Origin of the sequence: Rhodococcus sp. RS1C4 (genome assembly GCF_002258225.1) — a bacterium.
GTDB classification, from domain to species: Bacteria; Actinomycetota; Actinomycetes; order Mycobacteriales; family Mycobacteriaceae; genus Rhodococcoides; species Rhodococcoides fascians_E.
This window is the reverse complement of the sequence record NZ_NOXZ01000008.1, coordinates 25871-51196: the sequence shown is the minus strand read 5'-3', so window position 1 is coordinate 51196 and position 25326 is coordinate 25871. Positions and strand designations below refer to the sequence as shown.

25 protein-coding genes, 4 tRNA genes and 1 pseudogene are annotated in these 25326 nt (G+C 64.7%); 12 read left to right on the top strand and 18 right to left on the bottom strand.

Going from position 1 to position 25326, the window contains the following annotated elements:
- Positions 1 to 21: 21 nt before the first annotated feature.
- Complete coding sequence (gene pstB, locus CH289_RS02795) at positions 22 to 798, top strand: phosphate ABC transporter ATP-binding protein PstB (RefSeq protein WP_019667346.1); 777 nt, start codon at positions 22 to 24, stop codon at positions 796 to 798.
- A 165-nt stretch (positions 799 to 963) separates the two neighbouring features.
- Here the strand turns inward: pstB and phoU are convergent, their stop codons facing one another.
- The 6 genes from phoU to CH289_RS02765 form a co-directional block, all read right to left on the bottom strand.
- The gene (gene phoU, locus CH289_RS02790) at positions 964 to 1638 is read right to left on the bottom strand and encodes a phosphate signaling complex protein PhoU (protein ID WP_019667345.1); all 675 of its coding nucleotides are present in this window, start codon (positions 1636 to 1638) and stop codon (positions 964 to 966) included.
- A 73-nt stretch (positions 1639 to 1711) separates the two neighbouring features.
- The gene (locus CH289_RS02785; RefSeq protein WP_094727193.1) at positions 1712 to 3619 is read right to left on the bottom strand and encodes an LCP family protein; all 1908 of its coding nucleotides are present in this window, start codon (positions 3617 to 3619) and stop codon (positions 1712 to 1714) included.
- A gap of 150 nt (positions 3620 to 3769) precedes the next feature.
- A complete protein-coding gene (gene dusB, locus CH289_RS02780; RefSeq protein ID WP_026348172.1) occupies positions 3770 to 4909 on the bottom strand; it encodes a tRNA dihydrouridine synthase DusB in 1140 nt (379 codons plus the stop codon).
- 136 nt (positions 4910 to 5045) lie between these two features.
- Entirely contained in the window at positions 5046 to 6002 is a 957-nt protein-coding gene (locus CH289_RS02775) for an acyl-ACP desaturase (RefSeq protein ID WP_019667341.1), read from the bottom strand.
- A gap of 275 nt (positions 6003 to 6277) precedes the next feature.
- A tRNA-Lys gene (locus CH289_RS02770) sits at positions 6278 to 6350 on the bottom strand.
- Between the two features lie 84 nt (positions 6351 to 6434).
- Complete coding sequence (locus CH289_RS02765; RefSeq protein WP_094627341.1) at positions 6435 to 7721, bottom strand: lipase family protein; 1287 nt, start codon at positions 7719 to 7721, stop codon at positions 6435 to 6437.
- A 681-nt stretch (positions 7722 to 8402) separates the two neighbouring features.
- On the opposite strand from CH289_RS02765, the gene CH289_RS02755 reads away from it, so the two are divergent.
- The 6 genes from CH289_RS02755 to CH289_RS28590 all read left to right on the top strand — a co-directional run bounded on the left by CH289_RS02755 (position 8403) and on the right by CH289_RS28590 (position 10643).
- Positions 8403 to 9062, top strand: a complete 660-nt coding sequence (locus tag CH289_RS02755; RefSeq protein ID WP_019667338.1) for a TetR/AcrR family transcriptional regulator — start codon at positions 8403 to 8405, stop codon at positions 9060 to 9062.
- A gap of 111 nt (positions 9063 to 9173) precedes the next feature.
- Positions 9174 to 9246 (top strand) — tRNA-Glu (locus CH289_RS02750).
- Between the two features lie 132 nt (positions 9247 to 9378).
- Positions 9379 to 9452: transfer RNA gene (locus CH289_RS02745), tRNA-Asp, on the top strand.
- Between the two features lie 66 nt (positions 9453 to 9518).
- Positions 9519 to 9595: transfer RNA gene (locus CH289_RS02740), tRNA-Phe, on the top strand.
- Between the two features lie 120 nt (positions 9596 to 9715).
- A complete protein-coding gene (locus CH289_RS02735; RefSeq protein ID WP_094713052.1) occupies positions 9716 to 10270 on the top strand; it encodes a DUF6584 family protein in 555 nt (184 codons plus the stop codon).
- A gap of 241 nt (positions 10271 to 10511) precedes the next feature.
- Positions 10512 to 10643, top strand: coding sequence for a hypothetical protein (locus CH289_RS28590; protein ID WP_019667336.1), 132 nt, complete (start codon positions 10512 to 10514; stop codon positions 10641 to 10643).
- Here the strand turns inward: CH289_RS28590 and CH289_RS02730 are convergent.
- The 3 genes from CH289_RS02730 to CH289_RS02720 form a co-directional block, all read right to left on the bottom strand.
- Positions 10614 to 10910 (bottom strand): ANTAR domain-containing protein, encoded by a 297-nt coding sequence (locus CH289_RS02730; protein WP_230594378.1) that lies wholly within the window; start codon positions 10908 to 10910, stop codon positions 10614 to 10616. The two genes, CH289_RS28590 and CH289_RS02730, sit on opposite strands and share 30 nt — an antisense overlap.
- Positions 10911 to 11018: 108 nt before the next feature.
- Positions 11019 to 11606 carry a helix-turn-helix domain-containing protein gene (locus CH289_RS02725; protein ID WP_020111539.1) on the bottom strand — a complete coding sequence of 196 codons (588 nt, stop codon included), beginning with the start codon at positions 11604 to 11606 and terminating at the stop codon, positions 11019 to 11021.
- Between the two features lie 42 nt (positions 11607 to 11648).
- Entirely contained in the window at positions 11649 to 12065 is a 417-nt protein-coding gene (locus CH289_RS02720; protein ID WP_230594379.1) for a hypothetical protein, read from the bottom strand.
- A gap of 76 nt (positions 12066 to 12141) precedes the next feature.
- On the opposite strand from CH289_RS02720, the gene CH289_RS02715 reads away from it, so the two are divergent.
- Positions 12142 to 13245 carry a hypothetical protein gene (locus CH289_RS02715; RefSeq protein WP_094727191.1) on the top strand — a complete coding sequence of 368 codons (1104 nt, stop codon included), beginning with the start codon at positions 12142 to 12144 and terminating at the stop codon, positions 13243 to 13245.
- Positions 13246 to 13250: 5 nt separating this feature from the next.
- Here CH289_RS02715 and CH289_RS02710 read toward each other — a convergent pair whose 3' ends face one another.
- The 4 genes from CH289_RS02710 to CH289_RS02695 are packed head-to-tail and all read right to left on the bottom strand — an operon-like array spanning position 13251 to position 18297.
- A complete protein-coding gene (locus CH289_RS02710) occupies positions 13251 to 14150 on the bottom strand; it encodes a pseudouridine synthase (protein ID WP_094627346.1) in 900 nt (299 codons plus the stop codon).
- Positions 14151 to 14173: 23 nt separating this feature from the next.
- Positions 14174 to 15373, bottom strand: a complete 1200-nt coding sequence (locus CH289_RS02705) for a lipase family protein (RefSeq protein ID WP_033190679.1) — start codon at positions 15371 to 15373, stop codon at positions 14174 to 14176.
- Between the two features lie 31 nt (positions 15374 to 15404).
- Positions 15405 to 16868: a DHA2 family efflux MFS transporter permease subunit gene (locus CH289_RS02700; RefSeq protein WP_230594380.1), complete on the bottom strand. Its 1464-nt coding sequence runs from the start codon at positions 16866 to 16868 to the stop codon at positions 15405 to 15407.
- A gap of 4 nt (positions 16869 to 16872) precedes the next feature.
- Positions 16873 to 18297: a condensation domain-containing protein gene (locus CH289_RS02695; RefSeq protein ID WP_019667328.1), complete on the bottom strand. Its 1425-nt coding sequence runs from the start codon at positions 18295 to 18297 to the stop codon at positions 16873 to 16875.
- A 207-nt stretch (positions 18298 to 18504) separates the two neighbouring features.
- Here CH289_RS02695 and CH289_RS02690 point away from each other — a divergent pair, with 207 nt between their 5' ends.
- The 3 genes from CH289_RS02690 to CH289_RS02680 are packed head-to-tail and all read left to right on the top strand — an operon-like array spanning position 18505 to position 21365.
- Positions 18505 to 19512, top strand: coding sequence for an alpha/beta hydrolase (locus tag CH289_RS02690; protein WP_094727189.1), 1008 nt, complete (start codon positions 18505 to 18507; stop codon positions 19510 to 19512).
- Positions 19513 to 20442, top strand: a complete 930-nt coding sequence (locus CH289_RS02685) for a glucosyl-3-phosphoglycerate synthase (RefSeq protein ID WP_019667326.1) — start codon at positions 19513 to 19515, stop codon at positions 20440 to 20442.
- A 26-nt stretch (positions 20443 to 20468) separates the two neighbouring features.
- A complete protein-coding gene (locus tag CH289_RS02680) occupies positions 20469 to 21365 on the top strand; it encodes an oxidoreductase (RefSeq protein WP_019667325.1) in 897 nt (298 codons plus the stop codon).
- A gap of 48 nt (positions 21366 to 21413) precedes the next feature.
- Here the strand turns inward: CH289_RS02680 and CH289_RS02675 are convergent, their stop codons facing one another.
- The 4 genes from CH289_RS02675 to CH289_RS02660 form a co-directional block, all read right to left on the bottom strand.
- Complete coding sequence (locus CH289_RS02675) at positions 21414 to 22409, bottom strand: NADP-dependent oxidoreductase (protein WP_019667324.1); 996 nt, start codon at positions 22407 to 22409, stop codon at positions 21414 to 21416.
- Positions 22410 to 22420: 11 nt separating this feature from the next.
- Positions 22421 to 22843, bottom strand: coding sequence for an organic hydroperoxide resistance protein (locus CH289_RS02670; protein WP_019667323.1), 423 nt, complete (start codon positions 22841 to 22843; stop codon positions 22421 to 22423).
- Positions 22840 to 23286, bottom strand: coding sequence for a MarR family winged helix-turn-helix transcriptional regulator (locus CH289_RS02665; RefSeq protein WP_094727187.1), 447 nt, complete (start codon positions 23284 to 23286; stop codon positions 22840 to 22842). Before CH289_RS02665 ends, CH289_RS02670 begins: the two co-directional genes overlap by 4 nt.
- An 87-nt stretch (positions 23287 to 23373) precedes the next feature.
- Entirely contained in the window at positions 23374 to 24408 is a 1035-nt protein-coding gene (locus CH289_RS02660; protein WP_094727185.1) for an ABC transporter substrate-binding protein, read from the bottom strand.
- A gap of 92 nt (positions 24409 to 24500) precedes the next feature.
- On the opposite strand from CH289_RS02660, the gene CH289_RS02655 reads away from it, so the two are divergent.
- Complete coding sequence (locus CH289_RS02655; protein WP_019667320.1) at positions 24501 to 24971, top strand: MarR family winged helix-turn-helix transcriptional regulator; 471 nt, start codon at positions 24501 to 24503, stop codon at positions 24969 to 24971.
- Here CH289_RS02655 and CH289_RS02650 read toward each other — a convergent pair.
- A pseudogene (locus CH289_RS02650) lies at positions 24968 to 25108 on the bottom strand (hypothetical protein); the annotation flags it as partial. The gene CH289_RS02655 and the pseudogene CH289_RS02650 overlap by 4 nt on opposite strands.
- Positions 25109 to 25326 lie beyond the last annotated feature (218 nt).

Below are 25326 nucleotides of genomic sequence, written 5' to 3'. Positions count from 1 at the left end.
CCGAAACTTCAGGAGCCGACCATGGCAAAACGTCTCGACCTCAAAGACGTGAACATCTACTACGGCAAATTCCACGCCGTGCAGAACGTCACCCTCGCAGTCCCGCCGCGCGGCGTCACCGCCTTCATCGGACCGTCCGGCTGCGGTAAGTCGACAGTCCTCCGCTCCCTCAACCGCATGCACGAGGTCACTCCCGGCGCACGCGTCGAAGGCTCCGTCCTGCTCGACGGCGAGGACATCTACGGCGCAGGCGTCGACCCCGTCGGTGTGCGACGCACCATCGGCATGGTCTTCCAGCGCCCCAACCCGTTCCCGACGATGTCCATCCGCGACAACGTCGTCGCAGGCCTCAAGCTGCAGGGCGGCAAGAGCAAGAAGGAGCTCGACGAAATCGCCGAGCGTTCCCTCAAAGGTGCGAACCTCTGGAACGAGGTCAAAGATCGCCTCGACAAGCCAGGCGGCGGACTCTCCGGCGGCCAGCAGCAGCGCCTGTGCATCGCCCGCGCCATCGCCGTCCAGCCCGACGTACTGCTGATGGACGAGCCCTGCTCGGCCCTCGACCCGATCTCCACCCTCGCCATCGAAGACCTCATCGGTGAACTCAAGAAAGACTTCACCATCGTCATCGTGACGCACAACATGCAGCAGGCCGCACGCGTCAGCGACCAGACCGGATTCTTCAACCTCGAAGCCACCGGCAAGCCCGGCCAGCTCATCGAAATCGACGACACGGAGAAGATCTTCTCCAACCCCAGCCAGAAAGCCACCGAGGACTACATCTCCGGTCGCTTCGGATAACCTGCACTACGGAAAAACCCCCGACTGCCCAGAGCAGTCGGGGGTTTTCTCGTTGCGCGTGGACGCCGGAAGCGAGTTCGACCGGGGTGTGTGGAGCGAACGTGCCGTTCGGTCACTCAGACTGACCGAACGGCACATTCGCTCCGGAGGTAGACGGAAGAACGATCAGGAGTTGCTGAGCTTGGGTGCGTTCAGGTCGACGGGCAGCTCGCCGGTCACCAGGAAGATCACTCGGCGGCCGACCTCGACGGCGTGGTCGGCGAAGCGCTCGTAGAACCGGCCGAGGAGTGTGACGTCGACGGCTGCGGCAACGCCGTGCTGCCATTCGCGGTCCATGAGGACGGTGAAGAGGTGGCGGTGGAGGTCGTCCATTGCCTCGTCTTCTTCACGCAGCTTGGCGGCGCGTTCGGGGTCGCGGGTTTCGAGGACCTCGCGGGCGGATGCGCCGAGCTGAACTGCGATGCGTCCCATTTCGGCGAAGTAGCCGTTGACCTCTTCGGGCAGGGCGTGGGCGGGGTGGCGTCGGCGCGTGATCTTGGCGACGTGCAGGGCGAGGGCGCCCATGCGGTCGATGTCGGCGACGATCTGGATTCCGGAGACCACCGAACGCAGATCACCGGCGACCGGTGCCTGCAGGGCGAGCAGGGAGAACGCTTTTTCCTCGCATACCGCGCTGAGGTCGGTGATCTTGTCGTGATCGGAGATGACCTGTTCGGCGAGAACGAGGTCGGCTTGGAGGAGGGATTGGGTGGCCTTGTCCATGGCGGAGCCGGCCAAGGTGGCCATCTCGCCGAGGGTATCGGCCAAATCGTTCATCTGTTCGTTGTAGGCGACGCGCATAAGGCGCAAGTTTAGTGCGTCACACAGATCCATTCATGGTCCGCCGGGTGAACGGGGCATGAATGGATACGCACTAGGCGCAGGTGTCGTCGGCGGCGTTGGTGAAAGCGAGGTTCTCGGGGAGTGCCGGAGCTTCCGTGCTGCCCTCGACCTGGGTGGCTTCGATCGGCTGTCCGAAGACCGTCGGTGCGGTGGTGTAGCCGGGGTAGTCGGCGCCGAGGACGACCTCGACCACGCTGTCCAGACCAGCGGACTGTTCGATGACGGCTCCGGGTATGGCGGAGGCGACGGTAGCAGCCTCCGATTCCTGACCGGGCGAGAAACGTACGACGGTCTGCGCCGCAGAACCGACGAAGTTGCCGACGTCGAGAATCTGGAAGCCGTAGGACGCGAGCTCGCTCGACGCGGTGGCAGCCATGCCGGCGGTGTCCGAGGCGTTCGAGACCTGCACGGAGACGGTCGCCGGGTCGACGGCGAGTGTGGGGACCGTCGGCTCTGCGGGGGACTCGGGAGCGGGCGTCGGCTCGGAGCGTTCCTCTCCGGGGAGGGGGAGGTCGTCGATGATCGCTCGGAACAGGGCTGCGATGGCGCTGTCGACGGGGATCTCGTTGCCCCATTCGTTGGTGCCGTCCGTCGGGAGCGTGAGGAACGTGACGGCGCCTGCGTCGACGTTCTGCAACGAACGTCCGAGCGTGATGAGGTCCTGCGTCTTGACGTTCTCGACGAAGGTGTCCCGGGTGAACGCGCTGACGAAGCCGTTGAGCTTGCCGGGATCGAGAAGGACCTGGTTGGACAGTGCGGACCTCAGCAGTGACGACAGGAATCGCTGCTGGCGTTTGATACGCCCGTAGTCGCCGTTGCCTTCGGTGTCGACGTGCCGTGCACGGACATAGTTCAGTGCGGTTCTGCCGTCGATCCTCTGTTCACCGACATTGGGGAGGACGGTGCCCAGCTCGTAGTCGACGAGAGGTTGCGCCGTGCAGACGTCGACTCCGCCGATTTCGTCGACCATCGACTCGAAGCCGGCGAAGTCCATACCGACGAAGTGGCCGATTCTCAGGCCCGAGATCTTCTGGATGGTCTTCACGAGACACTTCGGTCCGCCGAGTGCGTAGGTGGCGTTGAGCTTGTCTCCATCGGCAGCCGGGTACATCTCACCGGTGTAGCTGTTGGTGTCGTTGTCGAACGCTTCGCATTCGGGGCGTTCGACGTCGAGGTCGCGAGGAAAGGACACGGCGACGACGCGGCTACGGTCGGCCGGGATGTTGACCAGCATCACGGTGTCCGATCGGGCGCCCTCGGCGTCCTCGACGGTTCCGGCGCCGATCTCGCCGCTGGCACCGGCCCTGGTGTCGGTTCCCACGATCAGGTACGTCTCGTCGCCGTACTGCCCGTCGGCGTCGACGACGTCGGTGGAGTTGGGGTCGAGCGCGGCAACCTGAGCGAATCCGCGGTCGGTGCTTCGGAGGTAGCCCCAGACGACACCGGTCAGTGCCACAGACAGAATGGCGATGATCGACACCAAGCCTCGAGCCATGTTCTGCATGCGCTTGCGGCGGCGCACCTTGCTCATCGCGAGACGGGTCAGCGCGGGGCGCGACTCGGCGGGTACACCGACTGCTTCCGGGAGCGCGGTCACCGGGGGAGGTGTGCTGTCCGTGATCGGATCGATCTTCTCGGTGGGGGCCTCGACGTCGGGCTCCGGTCGAGCGCGTTCTCCGGTCGACACTCTCGGCGTGCGCGGTGCCGGGCGCTCGTCCTCGGAACCGCGATCCATGAGCTCGGCGACGGACACGGCGTCCGACTTGCCGGACGGCTTCTTACCGAATCTCTTCAGCAGACCGCCGTTCGATTCCTGCTCGGGCTCGGGGTCGGGTTTCGGAGCCTGTGGCCTCGGCGCGGCGGAAGGCCGAACGGACTCGGACTCGGGGTTGTGGATGCGCGAGATCGGTCGTTCCCACGGCGCGCGACCGTCGGACATGGAAGAGCCCGAATCTCGATCGTCAACCACGGATTCGAACCTGACCTTCCTCGAACACATCTCCTCGCCGTCGATCGGGCGATCCCAGCAATGATACTGAGGAATTCGATGTGGTCCACTTCAGTACGTCCGGCCGGGCGCCGGTGCAGGTCAGCCTCCGGAATGCATGAGGTCTGCGCCCGCCGGGACCGAGATGTCCTCCGGATCGTCGAGCCACCCCTCCGGCAGTGACACCGCACCGGGAGATCCCTGGCGACCACGAGGACCTTCGGCGTCCTTCGGGAAAGGAACCGACGGGTCCAGTTGTCCCAGTAGGTCGTCGAGCTCGGGAAGGGTCTTGACCAGCGCCATGGACACCCGGAGGTCCGAGCCGGCGGGGAAGCCGCGTAGGTACCAGGCGACGTGCTTGCGGAGCTCGCGCAGGCCTCTGTCCTCCCCGTGGTGTTCCGCCAGGAGCTCGGCGTGCCGCCTGATGACGACGGCCACCTCGCCCAGCGTCGGTGCAGTGGGTTCCTCGCGGCCGGCGAACCGAGCGCTGAGCTCGGCGAAGAGCCACGGCCTGCCGAGGCATCCGCGACCGACGACCACACCGTCACAACCGGTTTCGGCCATCATTCGGACAGCGTCCGACGCCGAGAAGATGTCGCCGTTGCCGAGGACCGGCACGTCGGTGACGTGTTCCTTCAGGCGTGCGATCTGCGTCCAGTCGGCGGTGCCGGAGTACCGCTGCGACGCCGTCCGCGCATGCAGTGCGACAGCGGCGGCGCCTTCGGCGGCTGCGATTCGTCCGGCGTCGAGGTGGGTGTGGTGCTCCTCGTCGATGCCGACGCGGAACTTGACCGTCACCGGAACATCGGTTCCCTCAGTGGCTTTCACGGCCGCAGCGACGATTCTTCCGAACAGGTTGCGCTTGTACGGCAGTGCCGCGCCGCCACCTTTTCTGGTGACCTTGGGAACCGGGCAGCCGAAGTTCATGTCGATGTGGTCGGCGAGGTTCTCGTCGACGATCATCTTCGCGGCCGCGTACGTCGTGTCCGGGTCGACGGTGTAGAGCTGGAGTGACCTGGGCGTCTCGGTCGGTCCGAATGTGGTCATGTGCATCGTGGCGGGCTGGCGTTCGACGAGTGCGCGCGCGGTCACCATCTCGCAGACGTACAGACCCGAGGTGCTGCCTGCGCGCTCGAGTTCCTGCTCGCGGCACAGGGTGCGGAATGCCACGTTGGTCACACCGGCCATCGGTGCCAGTACCACTGGGCTTCGGAGTTCGAGTGAACCGATCCGCAATGTCATGGGTGAAGCCTCGTTCGTGTTCTTCTCGGAGATGGTCTGTCGGCCGGCAGCGGAGCCTGCGGTGCTGCCTGTCGGATTCACGAGCGAAGCCCTACACCGCGGTCGAGGTGTAGGGCTTCGATCGCTGGTCTGCAGATCAGGAAGCTTGCTTCTCTGCCTTCTTCGCCTCGCGAGCGAGCGAGCGATCGCGCATTTCCTCGAACTTCGTCGCCTGCTTCTCGAGGTCCTCGAGGAACGCGGCCAGCTCTTCACGCTTGTTCTCGCCGCGTCCGGTGAAGTCGTCGCGCTCGAAGATGCGCCACTTGCGCAGTACCGGCCACACGACGTCCTCGAGGTGCTGGCGCAGGTCGTAGATTCCGTGCTTGGCCATCAACACACCGTTGCGGCGGAAGTTCGGCATCCCGGCGCCGGGCATCTGGAAGTTCATGACGATGTCCGACAGCGCGTCCAGCGTCTGATCCGGTGCGATGTCGAGGGCCGCAGCGCTGATGTTGCGGTAGAAGATCATGTGCAGGTTCTCGTCCGCCGCGATGCGCTGGAGCATGCGGTCGGCGATGGGGTCGTCGCAGACCTTGCCGGTGTTGCGGTGCGACACACGCGTCGCGAGCTCCTGGAACGTCACGTACGAGACGGAGTGAAGAAGACCCGTCTGCGAACCGGCGGGAGAGGCGAATCCGTTGGTCATGTGGATCATGCGCGCCTGCTCGAGGGCCACGGGATCGACCCCGCGGGTCACGACAAGGTAGTCACGCATGACGATGCCGTGACGGTTCTCCTCGGCGGTCCACCGGCCGACCCAGGTGCCCCAGGCGCCGTCCTGCGAGAAGTTCTCCGCGATCTCGCGGTGGTACGACGGCAGGTTGTCCTCCGTGAGGAGGTTCGTGATCATCGCGGCCTTGGCGACCTCGGACAGTTTGCTCTGCTCCGGGTCGTAGTCGATGCCACCGAGTTCGGCGAAGTTGCGGCCTTCGTCCCACGGCACGTAGTCGTGGGGATGCCACTCCTTCGCCATGGACATGTGCCGGTTGACGTTGTCTTCCGCAACCGGAACGAGCTCCTGGAGCAGCTCCAGCTGTGTCAGATCCCTCGCCATTACATAGCCTCCATACATTGCGGACAACGGTCTCGAGCTTACGGCACCGTAACCACGCTGTGAACTCCGCTGAGTTCGCTGGGCGCGGCACGTCACCGGCTGATTTGTCGGAGAATCCCCCGAAGGGTGTGTTCGTTCCCCGAAGTCGAACCGTTACCGAGTGTACGACCGTGCACCTCGGAAGTGTGCGTACTCGTAGCTGGGAGTGCGCTGCGAATCCGTCGGCGACCCGATGCGACATACCGCTCGGCCCGGTGGCGGGAGAGGTGGTGAAGTGCCCCCAGTAGGACTCGAACCTACGACCTGCGGATTAAAAGTCCGTAGCTCTACCAACTGAGCTATAGGGGCGCGGATCGAAAGTGTAGTGGGTCCGCCCCGGCACTTCGCCACGCCCCCTGGCGCGCTCTCGAAAAGAACACCGGGAGGGTTCGGTCACCGACCGAAACTGCTGCATCCGTCGGGTGCCGGTATCCCGGCGAGCCTGTCGTCGATCCACTGATGGGAGCCTGGGAGCCCGGAGACGGCGACGATCATGTGTTCGCCGACGTATTCCTCCAGTCGAACCTGGGCGCCGCCCGCGCACCATTCGTCGTACAGGGTTTCGGCGCCTTGTTTGGGAATCCAGAACTCGTGCTGTCCCTGATAGATGAAGACCGGCGCCGACGGTGTGAGGTCGCCACCCATGCGGGTCTGCCGGATGATCTCTTCGGCTATGGGCGTTCGGTCGACGTTCGGCACGTCGGAGAGAGCCTGGACAGGAATCGGCGCGACGAGGCCGCCGGGCGCGAGCAGGTACACGCACATGTCCTTGGCGATCTGGGCGAGTCGCAGCCCGTTGGCGTTCATCAGTTGGAACATCTCGGGATATTCACGTGCCACGCCCATCGCGGCCGACAGGAACAGGGTCGATGCGGCGTTGTTGCCGTTCATCGACCCGAGGAGGATGCGGTAGTCGATGGGGGCGCCGCCGAATGCCGTTCCGACGATGTTGACGTCGGGTGCGTACACCGGTGCGAGTTGGGCCGCCCATCCGGATGCGATGGCGCCTCCGGAGTACCCGGTGATGGCGATCGGTGATTCGGCAGGCAGGCCGAGTGACGGCAGATTCACCATGGCGCGTAGGGCATCGAGGACGGCGTGCCCCGCCATGCGTCCGGCGGCGTACGCCTGGCGCGGGCCTTGGTGATCGGTGACGACGACGGCGTAGTTCTTGGCCAGGAAGAGTTGTACCGCAGCGATTTCCGGTGCGATGCCGCGGGGCAGTGTCCAGGACGGCGCACATGTCTGGCCGAGTGAGTCGATTGCCATGTTGTAGGCGACGACGGGTCGGGGTCCCGGCCCCGCCCAGGGTGCTGTCGGCACGATGACGGTGGTAGCTCCGGCGACCGGCCTATCTTTCGAATCCGTTGTTCGGAAGAGGATCTGTGTCGATTGGACAGGGGTGAGCAACGGGCCGACGGTGACTGTTCTGGTGTTGAGAACCGCGCCGGGAGAGTAGCTTTCGAATCCTGGTGGTGGATCGAACCACGGCTCGCCCAGTGGTGTTGCCGCGGCCAGTGTCGGGTCCTGGGCTGGATCGATGAAATCGGACATAGGGTCGGCGTTCGCCGTCCAGGTGGCGGTGGTCAGCAGCGCGACGCTGAAGACTGTTGCTGCCGATCGGCGGAGGATGGTTCGAAGAGTCATGCGTGCCCCGAATTCGTTGTCGTCGTTGACCACGATGTGTTGTGGGCCACAGTAAGGGCGAGTTCGGGTGGGCGAGTGCTTCCGGCGCTTTCGGAGGCGAAACCGTTATACGAACCCCTTCTGAGACTTGCACGGCCACAGCGATATCGGCGTCGAGACGTGCGAATGAATCGTACTGGCAACGAATCCCGGGGTGTTCGATTGTTTCGACGCCGTCGGTGTGGTCGAGCGGTCCAGAATGTCTGCGTGGCAGGGGATTCGTGACCGGCCGGGCTCGGTCGACCGTCGGCACGGTAGAAGTGTGTCGGACCCGTGGCCGGCCGGAGTGCTGCATTTCGAGTCCATCGGAAGAGGCGCTTCACACAATTGTGACGCTTTTGTGGCGGAGTTCTCGATTTCGCCGTGCGTCGAAATCGTGGATTGACACCGGCGGGCTATATGTAAAGCCGTTCGGAATTGCTCGGTGTAGAGCTCCAATAGCGCGGCCCGCGACAAAGAAACGGCTCGAGTGCGCACCCCCTGCAGCGCACTCGAGCCGGCTTGATCGTACCACTCGGATTGTTTGAAGACAGCTCGGAGATTTGTCCGGATTACTGTTTCCAGCACTTTTTCCGAGCGAGTGGTCGGTCTCGAGTGCGCTGGTTCAAGTACGCTCGACTAGCGGTACTGCCTGCTGATAGATGCAGGTCGCTCGGGTTCGGAGGCACGGAAGCAATGGCACAACAAGAGCGCGCTCGGCGAACCCGAGCAGCGATAGTCGAAGCGGCGGCATCGGAGTTTGCACGCCGCGGGTACGCGGCTGCGTCGGTGAACACCATTCTGGAGGGCTCGAATGCCACCAAGGGTGCGATGTACTTTCACTTCCAATCCAAGGAAGACCTGGCTCGTGCCGTTCTGACGGCCGCGCTGGACCGGTACGTCGCCATCACGGAGAAATGGCTCGATTCGCCGCTGCACCCCTTCGAGGTGATCCGCGGGATCATCGACGACCTGGCGCTCGGGTTCCAGAACGACGTGATCGTTCGTGCCGAGTTCCGGCTGATAGTCGAGCCCGAGTTCTACGCGGAGATTCAATCCGGCGGAGGCCGTGTGTGGGGCCGTGCGGGGGTGCAGCTCGCGCGGAAGGCCCAGGAGATGGGGGACCTCGACCCCGAGTTCGGCCCGGAGAAGTTCATCCGAGTGCTGTCTGCGTCTCTTGCCGGCCAGCGGTACATGGCCGACCTCGTCTCCGACAGTCGCGATCTTCGCGTGATGTTCGAGGAATCGCTCGAAGTCGTACTTCACGCGATGGCGTCACCGGCATGGCTGGACCGCTGGAAGGCTGAAGGATGGCGCGAAAACACCGCAGAAACCGAGTCTGACCTGCCGGTTTGAGTTTTCTGCGAAAAGTGTCCTAAGCTATCCCAGCTCCCAACGGAACGCCGTTGAGGGTAGCGGCGGAGCAGTTCGGAACCGAAGAAATTCGGGCCCGGGTCATTCCGTCGGGCCCCCTTCGTCTAGCGGCCTAGGACGCCGCCCTTTCAAGGCGGTAGCGCGGGTTCGAATCCCGTAGGGGGTACGCAGGAAACGATCGGAATTGACAAACCGGTCGGCAGTACAGCAGTCTCTTGCAGGCCGCCGCGGTTCGAAGCAGGTTCAAAGCCTGCTAAGGTCTACGGCGGGAAGTTCCTCCGGGAATGTTTCACAGCAAGGCCCTGTGGCGCAGTTGGTTAGCGCGCCGCCCTGTCACGGCGGAGGTCGCGGGTTCGAGTCCCGTCAGGGTCGCAAATTCGATGCGAAAGCATCGGCTTGCGTGTAGTTCACGAGATGGCATTGTCACCGGTGCCGCCCGGCCAGGTAGCTCAGTTGGTACGAGCGTCCGCCTGAAAAGCGGAAGGTCGCCGGTTCGATCCCGGCCCTGGCCACCACAGCGTTCACAAGCCTTCACCGAGAAACTCGGTCGGGGGCTTGTTTCGTTTCCGGTTGCCGCAGGCTCCGCTTCACGGTCACGGCGCCGACCGAGTTGCCGGACGGTTACGCTTCTCGCTGTGGACGTGATCGACAGCGCGCAGCGCGCCTTGGCCGCGGGTGACCTCGACGGCGCTCGGGAGCGTCTGTACGAGGCGCTGAGGACAGCGCCGGCATCCCAGCCCGTTCTGGAACTGCTCGCGTACACCCACCTGTTGCGGGGTGATCGTGCTTCCGCTGGGGCGGCGTGGTTCCTGACCGACAAAGCCGACGACGACCCGACCGCGTCGTCGGCGTTCGAGGCCCTGGCTGCCCGTCATCGTTCTGCTCTCGAGTTGGCGAAATCGCTGCCCATCAATGCCCCGTCTCGGTACTACCCGGAGCGGGCTCGCGCGCGGCTCGACCGATTGGTCACCGCAATCGCAGCCGGCGGGCAGGAGTGGGTGCCACCCAGGGACACGGTGTACTTCGACGAGGCGGGCGTCGATGTCGACGATTTCGTCGACGACGAGTTCTCGGACGGAAGCGTGACTCGCAGCGACAGGCCACTGCGTCAGCGTGTGTTGGCGATTCTGGTGATCGTCGCGATCGCGGCGACGTCTGCATCGGTTGTGCTGGCCATCGTGTTCTCCTGACACACTGCGCGACGGTCGGAGATACTGCAGGCGTAAAGTTTGTTTTTCGACACCGTCCGGAACAGAAGGCACGATCATCGATCCCACCCCGCAGGAGACGAGTCACCGCGACGCCAACTACGCGGTCAATCTTGCGCAGGCCCGCGTCTTCGCGAGGAGTCTTGCCGAGCACATCGAGAAGTGTTCGGCGTCCATCGAGGTTGCGCAGGCCCGGTCTTTTCGAGCGCGCGCGGACAAGGCCATGACCCGGGCACGTGAACTCGACAGCGAAGCGGCCACGTTGCGTCGTGAGCTCTACGAGATGTATCGCCAGATCGACAACATGACCGCCCGCTTTCCCGAACTACGCGGAGACCCCGCTCTGCGCAACTGAGCCCGGCGCCAACACGTGCCCCCAGCGCGCCAGTGCTATCCGTCGTGACTCGGAATCGTGGCTGTCGCGGCCCTCGGCGATCGTGATGACCGTCCGCGCCAACTCGAACAGGCTCACCCTGTTGTCACGGGCGGTGGCGAACAGGTCGTTCACCGCGGCAGTGACGGTCACGCCGCATCGGCCGACGAGCACACCCGTCGCGATATCCACATCCGAGCGCGATGCGGGTCCCCGAGACACCGTTGTTTCGGGATTTCTCTCAGTCATGAACGTTCCTCGTACCTCTCGTGTGCTTCGGTGGTTCCGGAGCCGACGTCGTCTGCTCTCGGATCGCTCACTCTGCCATATGGATCCGACTGGAAAGTAGCGAAACAGCTACGAATCGGTGGGCTTGGCTCGAACGTGCATCCGTTCGCCCTGCGGGCCGAAAAGACTGAGGATTTCCACAGGGAGATCGTCGACTGCACCGAACCAATGCGGTACCCGGGTGTCGAACTCGGCGGCTTCGCCCGGCTTCATGACGATGTCGTGTTCACCGAGAACGAGGCGCAATCGACCGTTGAGAACGTACAACCATTCGTACCCCTCGTGGACACGGGGCGACGGCTCGGTGCGCACCGGATCCACGATGAGTTTGTACGCCTGCATCCCGCCCGGCCGACGGGTCAGCGGGTGAATGGTCACGTGCTCGCGGCGTACCGGGGTGCTCTTGATGCGAGGGTCTTCGACGGGCGGTGGGCTGATCAACTCGTCGAGCGGAATCTGATGGGCCCGTGCGATCGGCAACAGCAGCTCGAGGCTCGGTTTGCGTGAGCCGGATTCCAGCCGCGAGAGTGTGCTGACGGAGATGCCCGTGGTGTCCGCCAGCGCGGAGAGCGTTGTTCCGCGTTCGCTGCGCACCTTCCGCAGGCGCGGGCCGACGCCTGCGATGACCGAACCGACGTCGTCCTCGGAAGTGCTCATGAGGATATTGCAGTTTCGGCAAACAGTTTTGTCAAGCGAGAGTCAGGGGCAGGCGAGTGCGGCCTGGTCGTAGATCCGCTGCGCCTGCTCGGTCGTCGGAACGGCGTCGCCCTTCGCGGCCTCCACCTCCAACTGCGCAACGATGTCCGACTCCGGGGTACCGCCGGCGATCTCCGTACACGTACTGGACAGGAGGTTCTCGATCGCGGTGTCGTCCCTGCCCTCGGCCAGCCCACCGAACTGGGCACGGAACGCGACCACGAACGCTTGCACCTTGGCCTCGTCGAACACGCTTCCGGCGCGATCCCGGACACTCGTCGCGATGCTGCTTGCCGAGCCGGCGGCGTTCTCGAGCGACCGATCCGCGTCGGATCGATCCTCCGCAGTGCACCCCGCAAGAAGCAGGGCACCGATCACGACGGACAGGGCCGCAGTACGGGTTCGCGAAACGATCGTCATGTCCGCGATGCTATCGCGCATCACCGACGTCGCCTTTTCACCCTCATCGGCCCCTGATCGCGCCCATACTTGTGCAGTGACCCCCGACGTCGCACACACGACCGTCCGAGTTCGGCACTCGCGCGTGCACCGTGACGCGTACGGCAGCACCGCTGCCGAAGCATTCATGATCATCGCGATCGTGACGATCCTCGTCACCCGCTTGTATCTGGAGCTCACCCACTACCCCCAAGTGGGTGGCAAGACCCTGCACATCGCACACGCGCTGTACGGCGGCGCGCTGATGATGGTGGCGTTGCTCGTCGGGTGGCTGTTCATCGGGTTCGGTGTCCGGGCGCTGGCCGTCGTCCTCGGCGGCGTCGGATTCGGGCTGTTCCTCGACGAGGTCGGCAAGTTCGTCACCAAGGACAACGACTACTTCTACGGGCCGTCGTCGGAAATCATGTACGTCCTCGTCGTCGTGGTCCTCGTGCTGAACCGCATCGTGCGGGATTCCCGACGGCCTTCCCACGAGGAGACTCTGGCCAATGCGGCCGCGATCGCGGCGGAGGGCGTCGCACACGGGTTGCCGGATCATCGCCGGGAATGGGCGTTGCGCATGGTCGACCGCGCGGAAGCCGAGGGCGCCGAGGTCGATACCGTCGCCGGTCTTCGATTGTTGCTGGAGGGTGCCCCGGTGACGCGTTCGCGGTTGTACGACGCTCGCATTTTCGCGCCGCGGCTGATCCCTGGCTTCCTGAAGAGTCCGCGCCTGGTTCCGGTGGTGGCGTGGGCGATGACGGCTGCGTCGTTCGTCGGTGTGGTCTTCGGGGTGGTCGAACTGACGCTCGGTGGACTCGATCTCGACACGCGCGACAGGACCATCGATATCGACGAAATGGGAATTGCCGGCGGAATTCTGTTCGCGTCGTCGGCGATCACGTTCCTGCTCGCATTTCCGGCCGTGCTCCGGCTTCGCAAGGGCAGATTGTGGCCCCTTCGATCCCTGCGTATCGCCGCATTGGTGTTCACTCTGCTGAATGCCTTGGTCGATTTCGCGCAAGAAGGATTCACGGCGCTGATCAATGTCGCGATCGGATTGTTCACAATGGCTGTTCTTTCTCACCGAATCTCGGTGCGAACGGCCGAGATCGCCGAGGAGAACGCGTCGCGGGGCGACGTCGTGTCGATGCCGAAATAGACTTGTCAGGACGGAAAATCGAGCGTTCGACGGGTCGCGAAGACACACCGTTCGCCGGTGAAAGGATCGTCGAAACTCAGCTCACGAGCCAACAGTGCCAGGGGACGGGAATAGTCGTCGTGAGCGACCTCGTAGAACGTCGGGTAGAAGTTGTCCCCGACGATCGGCACTCCCAATGAGCTCATGTGCAATCGAAGTTGATGTGTGCGACCGGTTTTGGGTGTCAACGTGTACCGTGCCCAGCCGTCGTGGACGGCAGCGACCTCGACCCGTGTCTCGGCGTTGGGCTCGCCAGGCACCTCTTCGGCACGAAGAACGCCGCGCTCTTTGACCATTCGACTTCTGATCACCAACGGAACGGTCAGGTTCGGATCGTGGCGAGCGATGGCGTCGTAGATCTTGGTGACGGTACGAGCCGCGAACAGTTCCTGATACGCGCGCCGCACCTCGGGCCGGATCGTGAACACGAGAACACCGGCGGTGAGCCGATCGAGGCGATGGGCAGGCGACAGATCCGGCAGGTCGAGTTCCCGACGGAGAACGACCAGCGCGGACCGCGCCACATAGGCACCGCGGGGCGTCGTCGCCAGAAAGTGCGGTTTGTCCACGACTAGAAGGTTCTCGTCGCGATGCAGAATCTCCATCGGGAACGGCACGACCGGTTCGTCGGGCGGGTCTCGGTACAGATAGATGTCCGCGCGAGGACGCACCACGGAATCCAGCGAGATGGGAGTGCCGCCTGCATCGACGACCTCACCCAGTGCAACCTTCTCGCGGAGCCTCCTCTCGTCCTGCGGAAACCGCGAAATCAGGTATTGCAACACAGTGACAGGGCTCGGGTCGTCGGGCATCCGAATCCGAGTCGGACCGAGCCCGTCGCGCACGGGTAGGGGAGCACGCGCCATGCGCCCACCCTAGTTGCTCGGGATCAACAGCCACTCGGCGCGGGCTCGCCACGTAACCGAGCGTCGAGCCAGAGGTAGGCCTCGGGGAGGCCGAGGACGGTCGCGGAGAAGTGCTCGGCCGCAGGGTATCCGCGGAACACGACGTCGGCGCCCGATCGGCAGTATCGGTCGACCATGTCGGCGACAGGCTGGTACGGGGCGATGAAGTCGTTGACGCCCTGCCACACGAACAGTGGTGCCGTCGGGACTCCGTCGTAGAAGGTGACACTGTTCTCGCGTAGTACTTGTTGCGCACTCGGTGTGTCCGCCAGTGACGCGGCGGTGCTCAGGTCGCGAGCGCTGTGGAAGGCGCCGTCGATGAGGATCGAGCGTCGGCACTCGTTGAACATCTTGTTGCGCAGTGCGATTCCTCGGTCGTTGAGGTTGCTGGTGATGGGGAATCGACCCGGGTACTCGCGTTCGAGCCCGAGCGCCACCGCCATCGCCATGCCGAAGCCCGGGTGCGGTAGCGGGCTGTACGCCAAATTCTGGGCGATCTGCGCCAGATCGGCCGGGATTCCACCCTCGGCGATTCCGGCGATGTCGAGATCCGGCGCGTACGTCGGCGCGAGCGCAGCAGCGAAGGATGTCGCGAGTCCACCGCCGGAGTAGCCCAGTAGGCCGACCGGCGAGTCACGGAGCGGCAGTTGCTCGAACCGCTTCACCGCTCGTACACCGTCGAGGGTGATCTGGCCCGCCATGCGCGCGGCACCGTAGGCTGCCGTCGGGCCGAGGTAATCCGGCACGGCAACGGCCCAGCCGCGGGCGACCATTCCCAGATACACGGCCGGTGCTTCGATCAGTTCCTCGGAGAACAACCCGTGCGACGGTGCGCATTTGGTGCCGAGGGCATTGACGATCGCCTGGTACGACACGAGGGGCGTGCCCTCACCGTGTCCCTGCGGCATCAGGACAGTCGTCACGGCCGCGATGGGATCGCCTGCGGAATCGGTGGAGCGAAACTTGACCTGCCACACGTCGGTGCCCGGGTACGCGGACGTAGGGACACGTCGGCTGTCGAGGACGTCGCCGTTGGCGGCGTCGGCCACGTCGGCGGGCGCGGCGTAGAACGGATCTGGATCGGCGACCAGTTCGACGGGTTCCGCGGCAGCGGTGGCCGGAAACCCGACCAGGGCGCCGACGGCTGCCAGCACTACGAACACAGCGGTGATGCGAGAACGCACGGATCTTTCCTTCTTCTCGGGCGGGCGGTGATCAGGCAGGTACGGGAACGGGCGGCGGCCCCGCGACCCGTTTGGGCAAGGCGAAGGCAAGCACCGCCGCACACGCGACGACGGCGGACAGTACGAAGAACACGTGACGCTGAGCGACGATGTACGGCTGTGCGGCGATCCACCCGGTGCTGCCCGGTGGGAGTGCGTCCGACAGCGTCGACAGTCGGTGGAAGAACAGCAGTCCCACGAGAGCGATTCCGACGGCTTGACCGACCTGCTGGACGGTAGGGATCAACCCCGACGCCGATCCGACGGTCGTGTCGTCGGTGCCCGAGACGATCGTCGTCTGCAACGGTGCGACGAACACGCCGATCCCTGCGCCGCCGACGAACAGTGGTGGTGCCAGCAGGGCGAGGCTGTGTGCCGTGTCCTCACGGTAGGTGAGGGCGGCGAAGCACATCATGGATACACCGAAGAGGACGAAGCCGAGCGGCAGCATCCGAGTGCCGAGCCGTGCGAACAAGGTTGGAGACAGGACCGAGAACACCGCGGCGCCGACCGCGAACGGCAACGTGATCACGCCGGTGCGCATCGGCGACAACTCCAGGCCGAACTGGAGACTCAGCGAGACGGTGAAGAAGAAGCCGGTGAACGAGCCGAACATGAGAACGGACAGGGCGCAGCCGAGTGCGAACGTACGTTGCCGGAACAGATCGACCCTCACCATGGGGTGGCGTCCGGCTCGGCTCCATCGCCGTTCGTGGAGTACGAACAGCGCGAGGACCGCGAGCGAGGCGAGAACTGCCGAGGTGCCGCCGATACTCCATCCGTGCTCGTAACTGTGAGCCAACGGATAGATCAGAAGGACCAGTCCGAGGGTGGACAGAACTACTCCGAGAACGTCGAGACGCTGAACGCCTGCGGGTTTCTCACGCGAGAAGCTCGCGGCCGCGATCACCATCGCCCCCACGCCGAGCGGTGCGTTGACGAGGAACACCGACCGCCAACCCCAGCCGAACATGTCCAACGAGACCAGGATTCCTCCGACGGACGGACCCAGAATCGCGGCACCGCCCGCGGTGGCACCGTACAGCGCGAACACGACGCTGTGGCGCTCGCGCGGAAACGCCGTGGCGATGATGGCGACGGTCTGAGCGGACACCATCCCGCCCGCGATGCCCTGCAGAACTCGCGCGGCGATCAGCAGCGTCGGCGAATCGGCGGCCCCGCACAGGATCGAGGCAGCGACGAACACCGACATCCCGGTTACGAACACCGTTCTCCGGCCGACGATCCCGCCGAGCCACGCCCCGGTCAACAGGGTGCATGCGAACGCCAACGTGTAGGAGGACACGATCAGCGATTGCGCGCTCGAACCAGCATCGATGTCGGTGGCGATGGACGGAAGAGCCACGTTGACGATCGTGACGTCGATCATCAACATGAACACGGCCACCAGGCACGCGGCGAGCCTGCGCCGTGCCGTGCGCCGTGGGGGTTGCACTGTCCTACGCGGTTTTTCCGGTCATCGACTGGGCGAACGAGTAGTCGCCGGTGGTCGCGACGGACTTCAGAATTTCACTGATCTTGGCGTTGTACCGCGCCACCGAATCCCGTGCGATGTCGGTGCCCGGGTACATGAAGGTCGTCCCGGTCTCGTTCTGGAATCGGTTGATCCACATGTACACCTCGTCGGAACTGCCCTGATTTCCGAAGAGTCCACCGTTGACGCTCGAGACGATGTCCGCGCCGGGCAGCGTACGGACATCGACGTACGAAATCATCGGCGCCGACCACCCGGGTCGGGTTCGAATACCCGTGTCGGGTGTCACGAGTTCGAGGACGCGGTGGTACGAGACGTCGGACAGTGCCTTTCCTGCGTCGAACGCGCGCTGCGCGACCCCGGCGAGGTGCGAGAACGTCTGGGTCCCCGAGACCGGGAATTGAACGGGGACGAGACTGGAGAACCAGCCGATCGCGCCGAACTCGGCGGGCATGCTCCTCGTGCTCTTCGGAGTCAGGCCGAGGTAGGTGAGATGGCCGGCCAGTTCGTACTCGGTGATCGCCGCCGCAGCGAAAAGGCCACCGATGAACTTCGCTCCGAACCTGGCACAGGCCTCGTCGAACGCCTCGCCCTCGGCTCGGTCGAAGAGCGGCTGCGTGGCCACCTCGGATCGCGTGTACTTCTCGAGCTCACCGAGGGGAAGCGCGAAGGACGGCAGGTCTCCGCCGTTGGCCTTCACCAGTTCGACCCATTGACGCACTTCGGGTGAATCGAGTGTCAGCTCGCCGGATGCGGTGCGTTCGCGGGCGCAGTACTCGAGGTAACTGCCGAGGCAGGGTTGCACGTCCAGCGTCCCGGCAACCGCGTCGGTGTAGAGCGAGCGCAGCTCGAAGAACGTCAGTGCCTGAGATATCCCGTCGGTGTCGAGGTGATCCACCGCTGCGTAGACCGTGAACCCGTCACCGCGGTCGATCACACCGAACGAGAAGCAGTCCCAGGACGTCGGACCGGGTGTCGTGTTCTGTACGTGGACGCGCAGGGCTTCCTCGTCGTCGAATCTGCCGTGCTCGGTCGGTGCGAGCTCGATGTCGTCCGCTGAGGCCTGATGGCGCACGACACCGGTGTCGTCGGTGACGAACCACGTCGAGAACGTGTCGTGTCGTCGGACGAAACCGTTGATCGCGCTATCCATGGCGGCCGGGTCCAGCGGTTCGAAGATGTCGAAGGTGACCAGGCACAATCGAGAGAACCGAAAACCCGAGTCGCGATTTCGATACGCGGACTTCAGGTATTCCTCCTGGATGTGCGACGCGGGTGTCGGGTGCGGCGGCGCAGCATGCACGCGTGCCCTCGACTCGGGTGTCGCGGTCCACGTCGTCACCAGTCCTGGCTGTGGTTTCCAATCGCCGATGAGACCGAAACTGACCACGTGGACCCCTTCTCCCGACAACAAGGTGTATTCGGATGCGCAGCACGAAGCGTGCCGACGCGGGATCCATCATGGTCGTGCAGGCATGACATGGCGACGGTTTCCGGCTTGTGAGACGGCCCAAACATGGCCTGCTCCAACGCCGACTTCTCTCAATTCTCGTCGGTCGACGCGATCGGTGATGCAGTCCGACTTACCATTTCACAAATGTCGCACCGCCCTGCTCTGAAACTGCTCGCCGCGCTCGCGTCGGCGTGCTTGTTGTCCTGCGTTGCGGCTGGAGGTGCGGGCGCAGACCCCGGCGGCGGTGCCGCGGTTGTGTCGAACCGAGTGATCGCGGACCGGACCAGCGTCGTGGACGTCTTCTCTCCCTCGATGGGTAGGCCGATTCCGGTCACGGTGTACCGGGCCGCGAATCCTGAAATCCCTGCTCCTACTCTGTATCTGCTCAACGGTGCCGCCGGTGGAGACGGTGGCAGCAGCTGGTTCGACCGCACGGACATCGCCGGGTTCTTCGGCGACCAGCAGGTCAATGTCGTCGTACCCACCGGGGGTGCGGCAAGTTACTACACCGACTGGTACCGCGACGATCCTGTTCTCGGGCGCAACCAGTGGGCGACCTTCCTCACTCGTGAACTGCCCGCGGTGGTCGACGCGGAGTTTCGTGGCAACGGAACGAACGCGATTGCAGGTATCTCCATGGCGGGAACTTCGGTGTTCCAACTGGCCCTTGCCCATCCGGGCTTCTACACGGCAGCCGCGTCGTACTCCGGGTGTGCGATGACGTCGGATCCGCTGGGGCGTGCGTACGTCAAATCCGTCGTCGAAATGCGCGGTCGGGGAAACACTCTCAACATGTGGGGTCCGGACTCGGATCGGGCGTGGACGGACAACGACCCGTACGTGAACGCGGAGAAGCTGAGAGGAACCGAGCTCTACATCTCCAGCGGTAGCGGACTGCCGGGGCCACTCGACACCATCGACGGGCCGGATGTGAACGGTAGTCCGGGAAAGCTCGTGGAACAGTTGGCCGTCGGAGCCTTGATCGAGTCGGCGACCGACCGGTGTTCGCGCATGATGCAGGCTCGCCTCGATTCTCTGGGGATCCCGGCGACCTACAACCTCCGAGACAACGGCACGCATTCGTGGGGGTACTGGCAGGGCGACCTGCACGATTCCTGGCCACTGCTGGCCCGGTCGCTCGGGGTGGCGTAGATGAGCGACGTCCTGCGCAATTCGTGGCGCGAGGCGCTGTGGTCCGTCGAGGAACTGACGGCCGCGAAACAGGGGAGAACCGTGTCGGTCGTTCTCCCCGCGTTGAACGAGGAGGCGACGGTCGCGGCCGTGGTTCGGTCCATCCTGCCTCTGCTCGGCGGTCTCGTCGACGATCTCCTCGTCCTGGACTCGGGATCCGTCGACGCGACGGCGGCCGAGGCGCGTCGTGCGGGCGCCCGAGTGGTCACGCGTGAACAGGCGGTACCGCATCTGCAACCCCGACCCGGCAAAGGGGAAGTCCTGTGGCGATCACTGGCCGCGACCGATGGAGACCTCGTGGTGTTCGTCGACTCCGACCTGCTGGACCCGAACCCTCGGTTCGTGCCGTCACTTCTGGGGCCGCTGCTGCTGGACACCGGGGTGCAGTTGGTCAAGGGGTTCTATCGTCGACCGCTCCGAGGCGACGGGATGACGTCCCCGAACGGCGGTGGGCGAGTGACAGAGATGGTGGCGCGCCCCCTGCTGGCCGCTTTGCTACCGGACCTCGCCGGTGTTCTGCAACCGCTGGGCGGCGAGTACGGCGGGACGCGCGAGCTTCTCTCGTCGATACCGTTCGCCCCCGGATACGGTGTCGAGATCGGGATTCTCATCGACACGTATCGGCGCCTGGGCGTCGACTCGATCGGTCAGGTCGGCCTCGGTGTGCGGGAGCATCGCAACCGTCCGACGTCCGAGCTGGCGGTGATGAGCAGGCAGATAATGGCGACGATGTTCGGTCGACTCGGCATCGCGGACTCCGCCGTCGGGCTGACGACGTTCGGCTGCGAAAGCGACCCGTTCCGGGGCGTCACGAGCGACGTCCTGGGACTCGACCGGCCGCCGATGGCCGAGGTGTCCGCGACAGCGAGCAAGGAGATCAGGGCGTCCTGACGCCGCTGCAGAGTTAGGCTCGGTCGGTGAGCGCGCAGCGAGGTTGGACCACGTCGGACATTCCGGATCAGACGGGCAGACGATTCATCGTCACGGGGGCCAACAGCGGACTGGGGGAGGTGACGGCCCGGGCCCTCGGGGCAGCCGGCGCCGACGTGGTGCTCGCCTGCCGCGACACCGGCAGAGGCGACGAGGTCGCGCGCAGCATCGGGCCGCGTGCGCACGTACGTCGACTGGATCTGGCGGACCTGTCGTCGGTGAGGACGTTCGCGCACACCGTCGACACCGTCGACGTGTTGATCAACAATGCGGGCGTGATGGCGTTGCCTGAGCGCCGGACTGCCGACGGGTTCGAGATGCAGTTCGGCACCAACCACCTGGGGCATTTCGCTCTGACGGGGCTGCTGATCGAGAAGATCACCGACCGCGTCGTCACCATGTCCAGCGGCCTGCACCGGATCGGTCGGATCCATCTGGACGATCTGAACTACTCGCGCCGGCCGTATCGTCGGTGGCCGGCGTACGGGCAATCGAAGCTCGCGAACCTGATGTTCGCACTCGACCTCGACAGACGGTTGACCGCGGCGAATTCAGCGATCAAGTCCGTTGCCGCGCACCCCGGTTACGCGACGACCAACCTGCAGGGCCACACCGAGTCCGTACAGGACGCATTCCTGTCGGTGGGGAACCGAATCGTCGCCCAGTCCGCGGACATGGGTGCTCTCCCCGAGTTGTACGCAGCGACATCACCCGAGGTCACCGGTGGCTTGTACATCGGACCGAGCGGTCGGCAGGAGTTGCGAGGGTATCCGACGATCGTCGCTCCCAGTCGGCCTGCGCGGGACCGCGCCGTTCAGGAGGCGCTGTGGGACAGGTCGGAAAGACTGACCGGAGTGCGCTTTCCCTCTCTCGGGAGTCGGTGACGCCGTGGGGGTGACCGGTATCGGATCGCCCTCCACGGCGCCTGGGCGTCAGATGCTGACGACCATCTTTCCCGTGTTCTCACCGCGGAGCAGCCCGATGAACGCGCGAGGCGCATTCTCCAGACCGTCGACGACGGTTTCGTCCCACTCGACGACGCCGTCGGCGAGCCATCCGGCCATCTTCTCGGAGAACTCTCCCGCGAGGTGGCTGTAGGAACCGACGATGAATCCCTTGAGCGTCAATTCCTTTCCGATGGCGAGGGCAAGGTTGCGCGGCGCGGCGGTCGGCTCGGTGGCGTTGTACTGAGAGATGGCCCCGCACAGTGCAAACCGGCCGTACTTGTTGGCGGACGCAAGTGCTGCTTCGAGGTGATCGCCACCGACGTTGTCGAAGTAGACGTCGATTCCGTCCGGTGCGGCGTCGGCGAGCTGCTTCTTCACCGGTCCGTCGTGGTAGTCGAACGCCGCGTCGAATCCGAGCTCCAGCAAGCGCTTCACCTTCGCCGGTGAGCCTGCGCTGCCGATTACGCGAGCAGCGCCCAGAGCCTTGGCGATCTGCCCGACGAGGGACCCGACCGCGCCTGCCGCGCCCGAGACGAACACGGTGTCGCCCGGCTCGAACTGCGCAACGGCGGTCAGCCCGGAGTACGCGGTCAGACCGGTCATTCCCAGCGCGCCGAGGTACGCCGACGCGTTCGCCTTCGTCAGGTCGACGACACGAGCCGAATCACCGTCGAGGACAGCGAGATCACGCCATCCTTTGCCGTGGGAGACGGCGTCGCCGACGGAGATCGCGCTGTTCTTCGATTCGATCACTTCGCCGACGGCTCCACCGTCGAGAGGTGCGTCGATCTGGAACGGCGGGACGTAGGACTTGACGTCGTTCATTCGTCCGCGCATGTACGGATCCACCGACATGAAGAGGTTGCGTACCAGGATCTGACCGTCCTCCAGGGCGGGCAGTTCGGTGGTCACGGTCCGAAAGTTCTCCGGCGTGGGCTCACCGTGTGGCCTGGATGCGAGATGAATTTCGTTGGACTGCATACGGTATCGCCTCAGTCTTCCGTGACCGTCACGGTCACGTCGATGTTGCCCCGGGTGGCGTTCGAGTACGGGCAGACCTGATGCGCCTTGTCCGCGAGGGCCTGAGCTTCGTCACGTGCCAGGTTGGGGAGGGTCACCTCGAGCGTCACAGCGAGCTGGAAGCCGCCTGCGTCGTTGGGTCCGATGTCGACTCGGGCGCCGACGGCCGAGTCGGTGACGTCGGCCTTGTCCTGGCGAGCGACCATCTGCAGGGCCGAGTGGAAGCACGCGGCGTAACCGGCGGCGAACAACTGCTCCGGGTTGGTGCCGTTGCCGCTTCCTCCCATGGCCTCGGGAATCGCGAGGTCGAGGTCGAGACGGCCGTCGGACGTGCGGGCGTGCCCGTTGCGTCCTTCGCCGGTGGCCAGTGCTTCTGCGGTGTAGATCGTCTTCATTCCGATACGCCTTTCGTGTTGTGCAGCGCGTTGGTCAGTGTGATCAACGCGTCGCGGAGGTGTTCGAGGTCCTGCACGGTCATGCCGGTCTTGCCCGCAAGCTCTTTCGGGATGTCGAGGGCATGACGGCGTCGGTCCTTGCCTTCGTCGGTGAGATGAATCTCTACTCGACGCTCGTCCGACGCCAGGCGTCGACGTTCGATGAGGCCGAGTCCTTCCAATCTCTTCAGGAGCGGAGACAGTGTGCCGGTGTCGAGATCCAGTTCTGCGCAGATCTCTCGCACTCCGCGCCCGTCCTTCTCCCACAGCACCAGAAGGACGAGGTACTGGGGATATGTCACGCCGAGGCGCTCGAGCATCGGGCGATACACCGCGGTGGTAGCCCGCGATGCGGAGTACAGCGCGAAGCACACCTGACGGTCGAGTGCGAGGTCGTCTGACATAGGAACGAATGTAGTGCACAACTAAGTTGTGCACAACCTATCGAGGCAAGCACATGGGGAACGCGCACGTTCCCCATCCTGACTGCTTTACCGGGTCAACGTCTCCGTCAGTCCGTCGAGAACGATCGTCGCCGCCGTCGGACCGGCGTTGAGGTACCACGGATCGTCGTCGACGGTCACGATGTGGCCTTCGGTGGACGCGCTCATCCCGGTCCACAGGGGGTTGGTGGTGTACGTCTGCTGCCGGGAACCCGGGCCGTTGTCCTGACTGCCGACGAAAACCCAGTCCGCATCGGCCGATTGGATCTCTTCTTCACTGAAATCCTGTGACGTCTTGTCGAACTGCTGGCTTTCCGGGCGTGCAAGACCTGCATCCCAGGCGATGTAGCCGGCGAACGACGGAACCCCGAACACTCGAGCGCGGTCGGCAGTGAACCGCACGAACGACACGGTGTCGTCGCCGACCTCGTCACCGAGATCCTGTGCACGCGAGACGAAGTCGTCCACGAACGACTGCGCCTGCTCGGTTCGGCCGAGAGCATCCGCGAGCAGCAGGAAATCCTGTTTCCAGTTGACGCCCGTGCCCTCGGTCAACACCGTCGGCGCAATCGCCGACAACGTCTCGTAAATGTCCTCGGACGCAGCCTTGTTCGCGAGAACGAGATCAGGCTCCAGCGCCGCAATGGCCTCGAGGTTGGGGGCCTGCCTGTTCCCGACGTCGACGAACTCCGCCATCTCCGCGCTGAACTGCGGGAATTCGCGGCCGACGTAGTCCGGAACCAGGGCAGCTCCGTCACCGTAGGCAACGCCGGTGGGAACGACGCCCAGTGTCAGTACCGCGTCGAGTTGGCCGGTGGCGATGACGACGATTCGCGTGGGCTCGGCCGGTATTTCCGTCGCCCCGCCGAAATGAACGACGGTGCGGGGGAAGACACCGTCGTCGACTCCCGGGGAGCCCATCCCGTCGGGAATGCCGGTCGGGCCTGGGGCCTCGACGACCGCCGGTGCCGCGAGAGTCGTCGTCGGTGTGGTGCTCGGGTCGGCGGGGGTCTCGCTCGACCCGCATGCGGTGACGAGTACTGCGGTGGCGAGAAGGGGCAGGAAGATCGGTGCGCGTTTCACGAGGCCTCTGGGTACGGGATCGACAAGATGAGGTAACGCTATCCTGCATCAGCGTCAATAAACAATATCTGTGTCAGATATAGTTCTGTGGCATGAACCACCCCGCCGACGACGTCGCCCGCGGCCTTCTCGAGGTCGCATTCGACCTACGCCGCGTTCTTCGGCTCCACCTGGACACCTCCGGTACCGACGAGACGCTGCCGCTCGCACAAGCCGAAGTCGTCCGAACGATCCTGGCGTTCCCGGACAGTCGGATCGGTGACGTGGCCGCCAGACTGCGACTTCGCCCCAACACCGTCAGCACGCTGGTGCGCACACTGGTCGACAAAGGCCTGATCGACCGGCACCCCGACCCAGCCGACGGCCGAGCCGTCGTGCTCCGGGTGAACGGCGAACGGGCGGCCCGACGCGAACGCCGGGCCGACCGCAGGATCGAGGTGCTGTCAGCCGAAATCGCGAAGCTCCCCGCTGCCGAGCGTCGGGCAGTGGAGGACGCCATGCCGATCCTCGCGAAGGTGAACGACGCGCTTCGCCGCTCACCGGAGGATCGAGGTCAGAATTAGCGAACGGCGCGCGGCGCCTCGACGAGATTGCGCAGCGACGCCTCGACCTCGACGGTTCCGCGCGTCTTCAGCCCGCAATCCGGGTCGACCCACAACCTTTCGGCGGGAACCGAATTCAGTGCCGCGAGGATCGAATCGGTTTTGGAGAGCAGGAGGAACATCACCGGGTTCCCTCTTGCGTCGCCGTCCGTGGTCTTCGGGGCTCCTCGCGACCGCTGGGCGAACCGACTGCACGCATGAGCGCAGGTGCCGCGCCCGCCCCCGTGGAGAGGCGTGCTACCGTCTGTTCCATGCAGCGCACGTATTTCTGGTTTAGCAGGCCGGCCCCGGGTGGGTCAGCCAGCGACGCCATGCG

What these genes read in the sequence shown, in the direction of transcription:
- pstB (WP_019667346.1), top strand. Translation starts at nt 22, where the DNA reads ATGGCAAAACGTCTCGACCTCAAAGACGTGAACATCTACTACGGCAAA.
- phoU (WP_019667345.1), bottom strand. Translation starts at nt 1,638, where the DNA reads ATGCGCGTCGCCTACAACGAACAGATGAACGATTTGGCCGATACCCTC.
- CH289_RS02785 (WP_094727193.1), bottom strand. Translation starts at nt 3,619, where the DNA reads ATGTCCGACGGTCGCGCGCCGTGGGAACGACCGATCTCGCGCATCCAC.
- dusB (WP_026348172.1), bottom strand. Translation starts at nt 4,909, where the DNA reads ATGACATTGCGGATCGGTTCACTCGAACTCCGAAGCCCAGTGGTACTG.
- CH289_RS02775 (WP_019667341.1), bottom strand. Translation starts at nt 6,002, where the DNA reads ATGGCGAGGGATCTGACACAGCTGGAGCTGCTCCAGGAGCTCGTTCCG.
- CH289_RS02755 (WP_019667338.1), top strand. Translation starts at nt 8,403, where the DNA reads ATGGCACAACAAGAGCGCGCTCGGCGAACCCGAGCAGCGATAGTCGAA.
- CH289_RS28590 (WP_019667336.1), top strand. Translation starts at nt 10,512, where the DNA reads ATGACCCGGGCACGTGAACTCGACAGCGAAGCGGCCACGTTGCGTCGT.
- CH289_RS02730 (WP_230594378.1), bottom strand. Translation starts at nt 10,910, where the DNA reads ATGACTGAGAGAAATCCCGAAACAACGGTGTCTCGGGGACCCGCATCG.
- CH289_RS02725 (WP_020111539.1), bottom strand. Translation starts at nt 11,606, where the DNA reads ATGAGCACTTCCGAGGACGACGTCGGTTCGGTCATCGCAGGCGTCGGC.
- CH289_RS02720 (WP_230594379.1), bottom strand. Translation starts at nt 12,065, where the DNA reads ATGACGATCGTTTCGCGAACCCGTACTGCGGCCCTGTCCGTCGTGATC.
- CH289_RS02710 (WP_094627346.1), bottom strand. Translation starts at nt 14,150, where the DNA reads ATGGCGCGTGCTCCCCTACCCGTGCGCGACGGGCTCGGTCCGACTCGG.
- CH289_RS02690 (WP_094727189.1), top strand. Translation starts at nt 18,505, where the DNA reads ATGTCGCACCGCCCTGCTCTGAAACTGCTCGCCGCGCTCGCGTCGGCG.
- CH289_RS02685 (WP_019667326.1), top strand. Translation starts at nt 19,513, where the DNA reads ATGAGCGACGTCCTGCGCAATTCGTGGCGCGAGGCGCTGTGGTCCGTC.
- CH289_RS02675 (WP_019667324.1), bottom strand. Translation starts at nt 22,409, where the DNA reads ATGCAGTCCAACGAAATTCATCTCGCATCCAGGCCACACGGTGAGCCC.
- CH289_RS02670 (WP_019667323.1), bottom strand. Translation starts at nt 22,843, where the DNA reads ATGAAGACGATCTACACCGCAGAAGCACTGGCCACCGGCGAAGGACGC.
- CH289_RS02665 (WP_094727187.1), bottom strand. Translation starts at nt 23,286, where the DNA reads ATGTCAGACGACCTCGCACTCGACCGTCAGGTGTGCTTCGCGCTGTAC.
- CH289_RS02655 (WP_019667320.1), top strand. Translation starts at nt 24,501, where the DNA reads ATGAACCACCCCGCCGACGACGTCGCCCGCGGCCTTCTCGAGGTCGCA.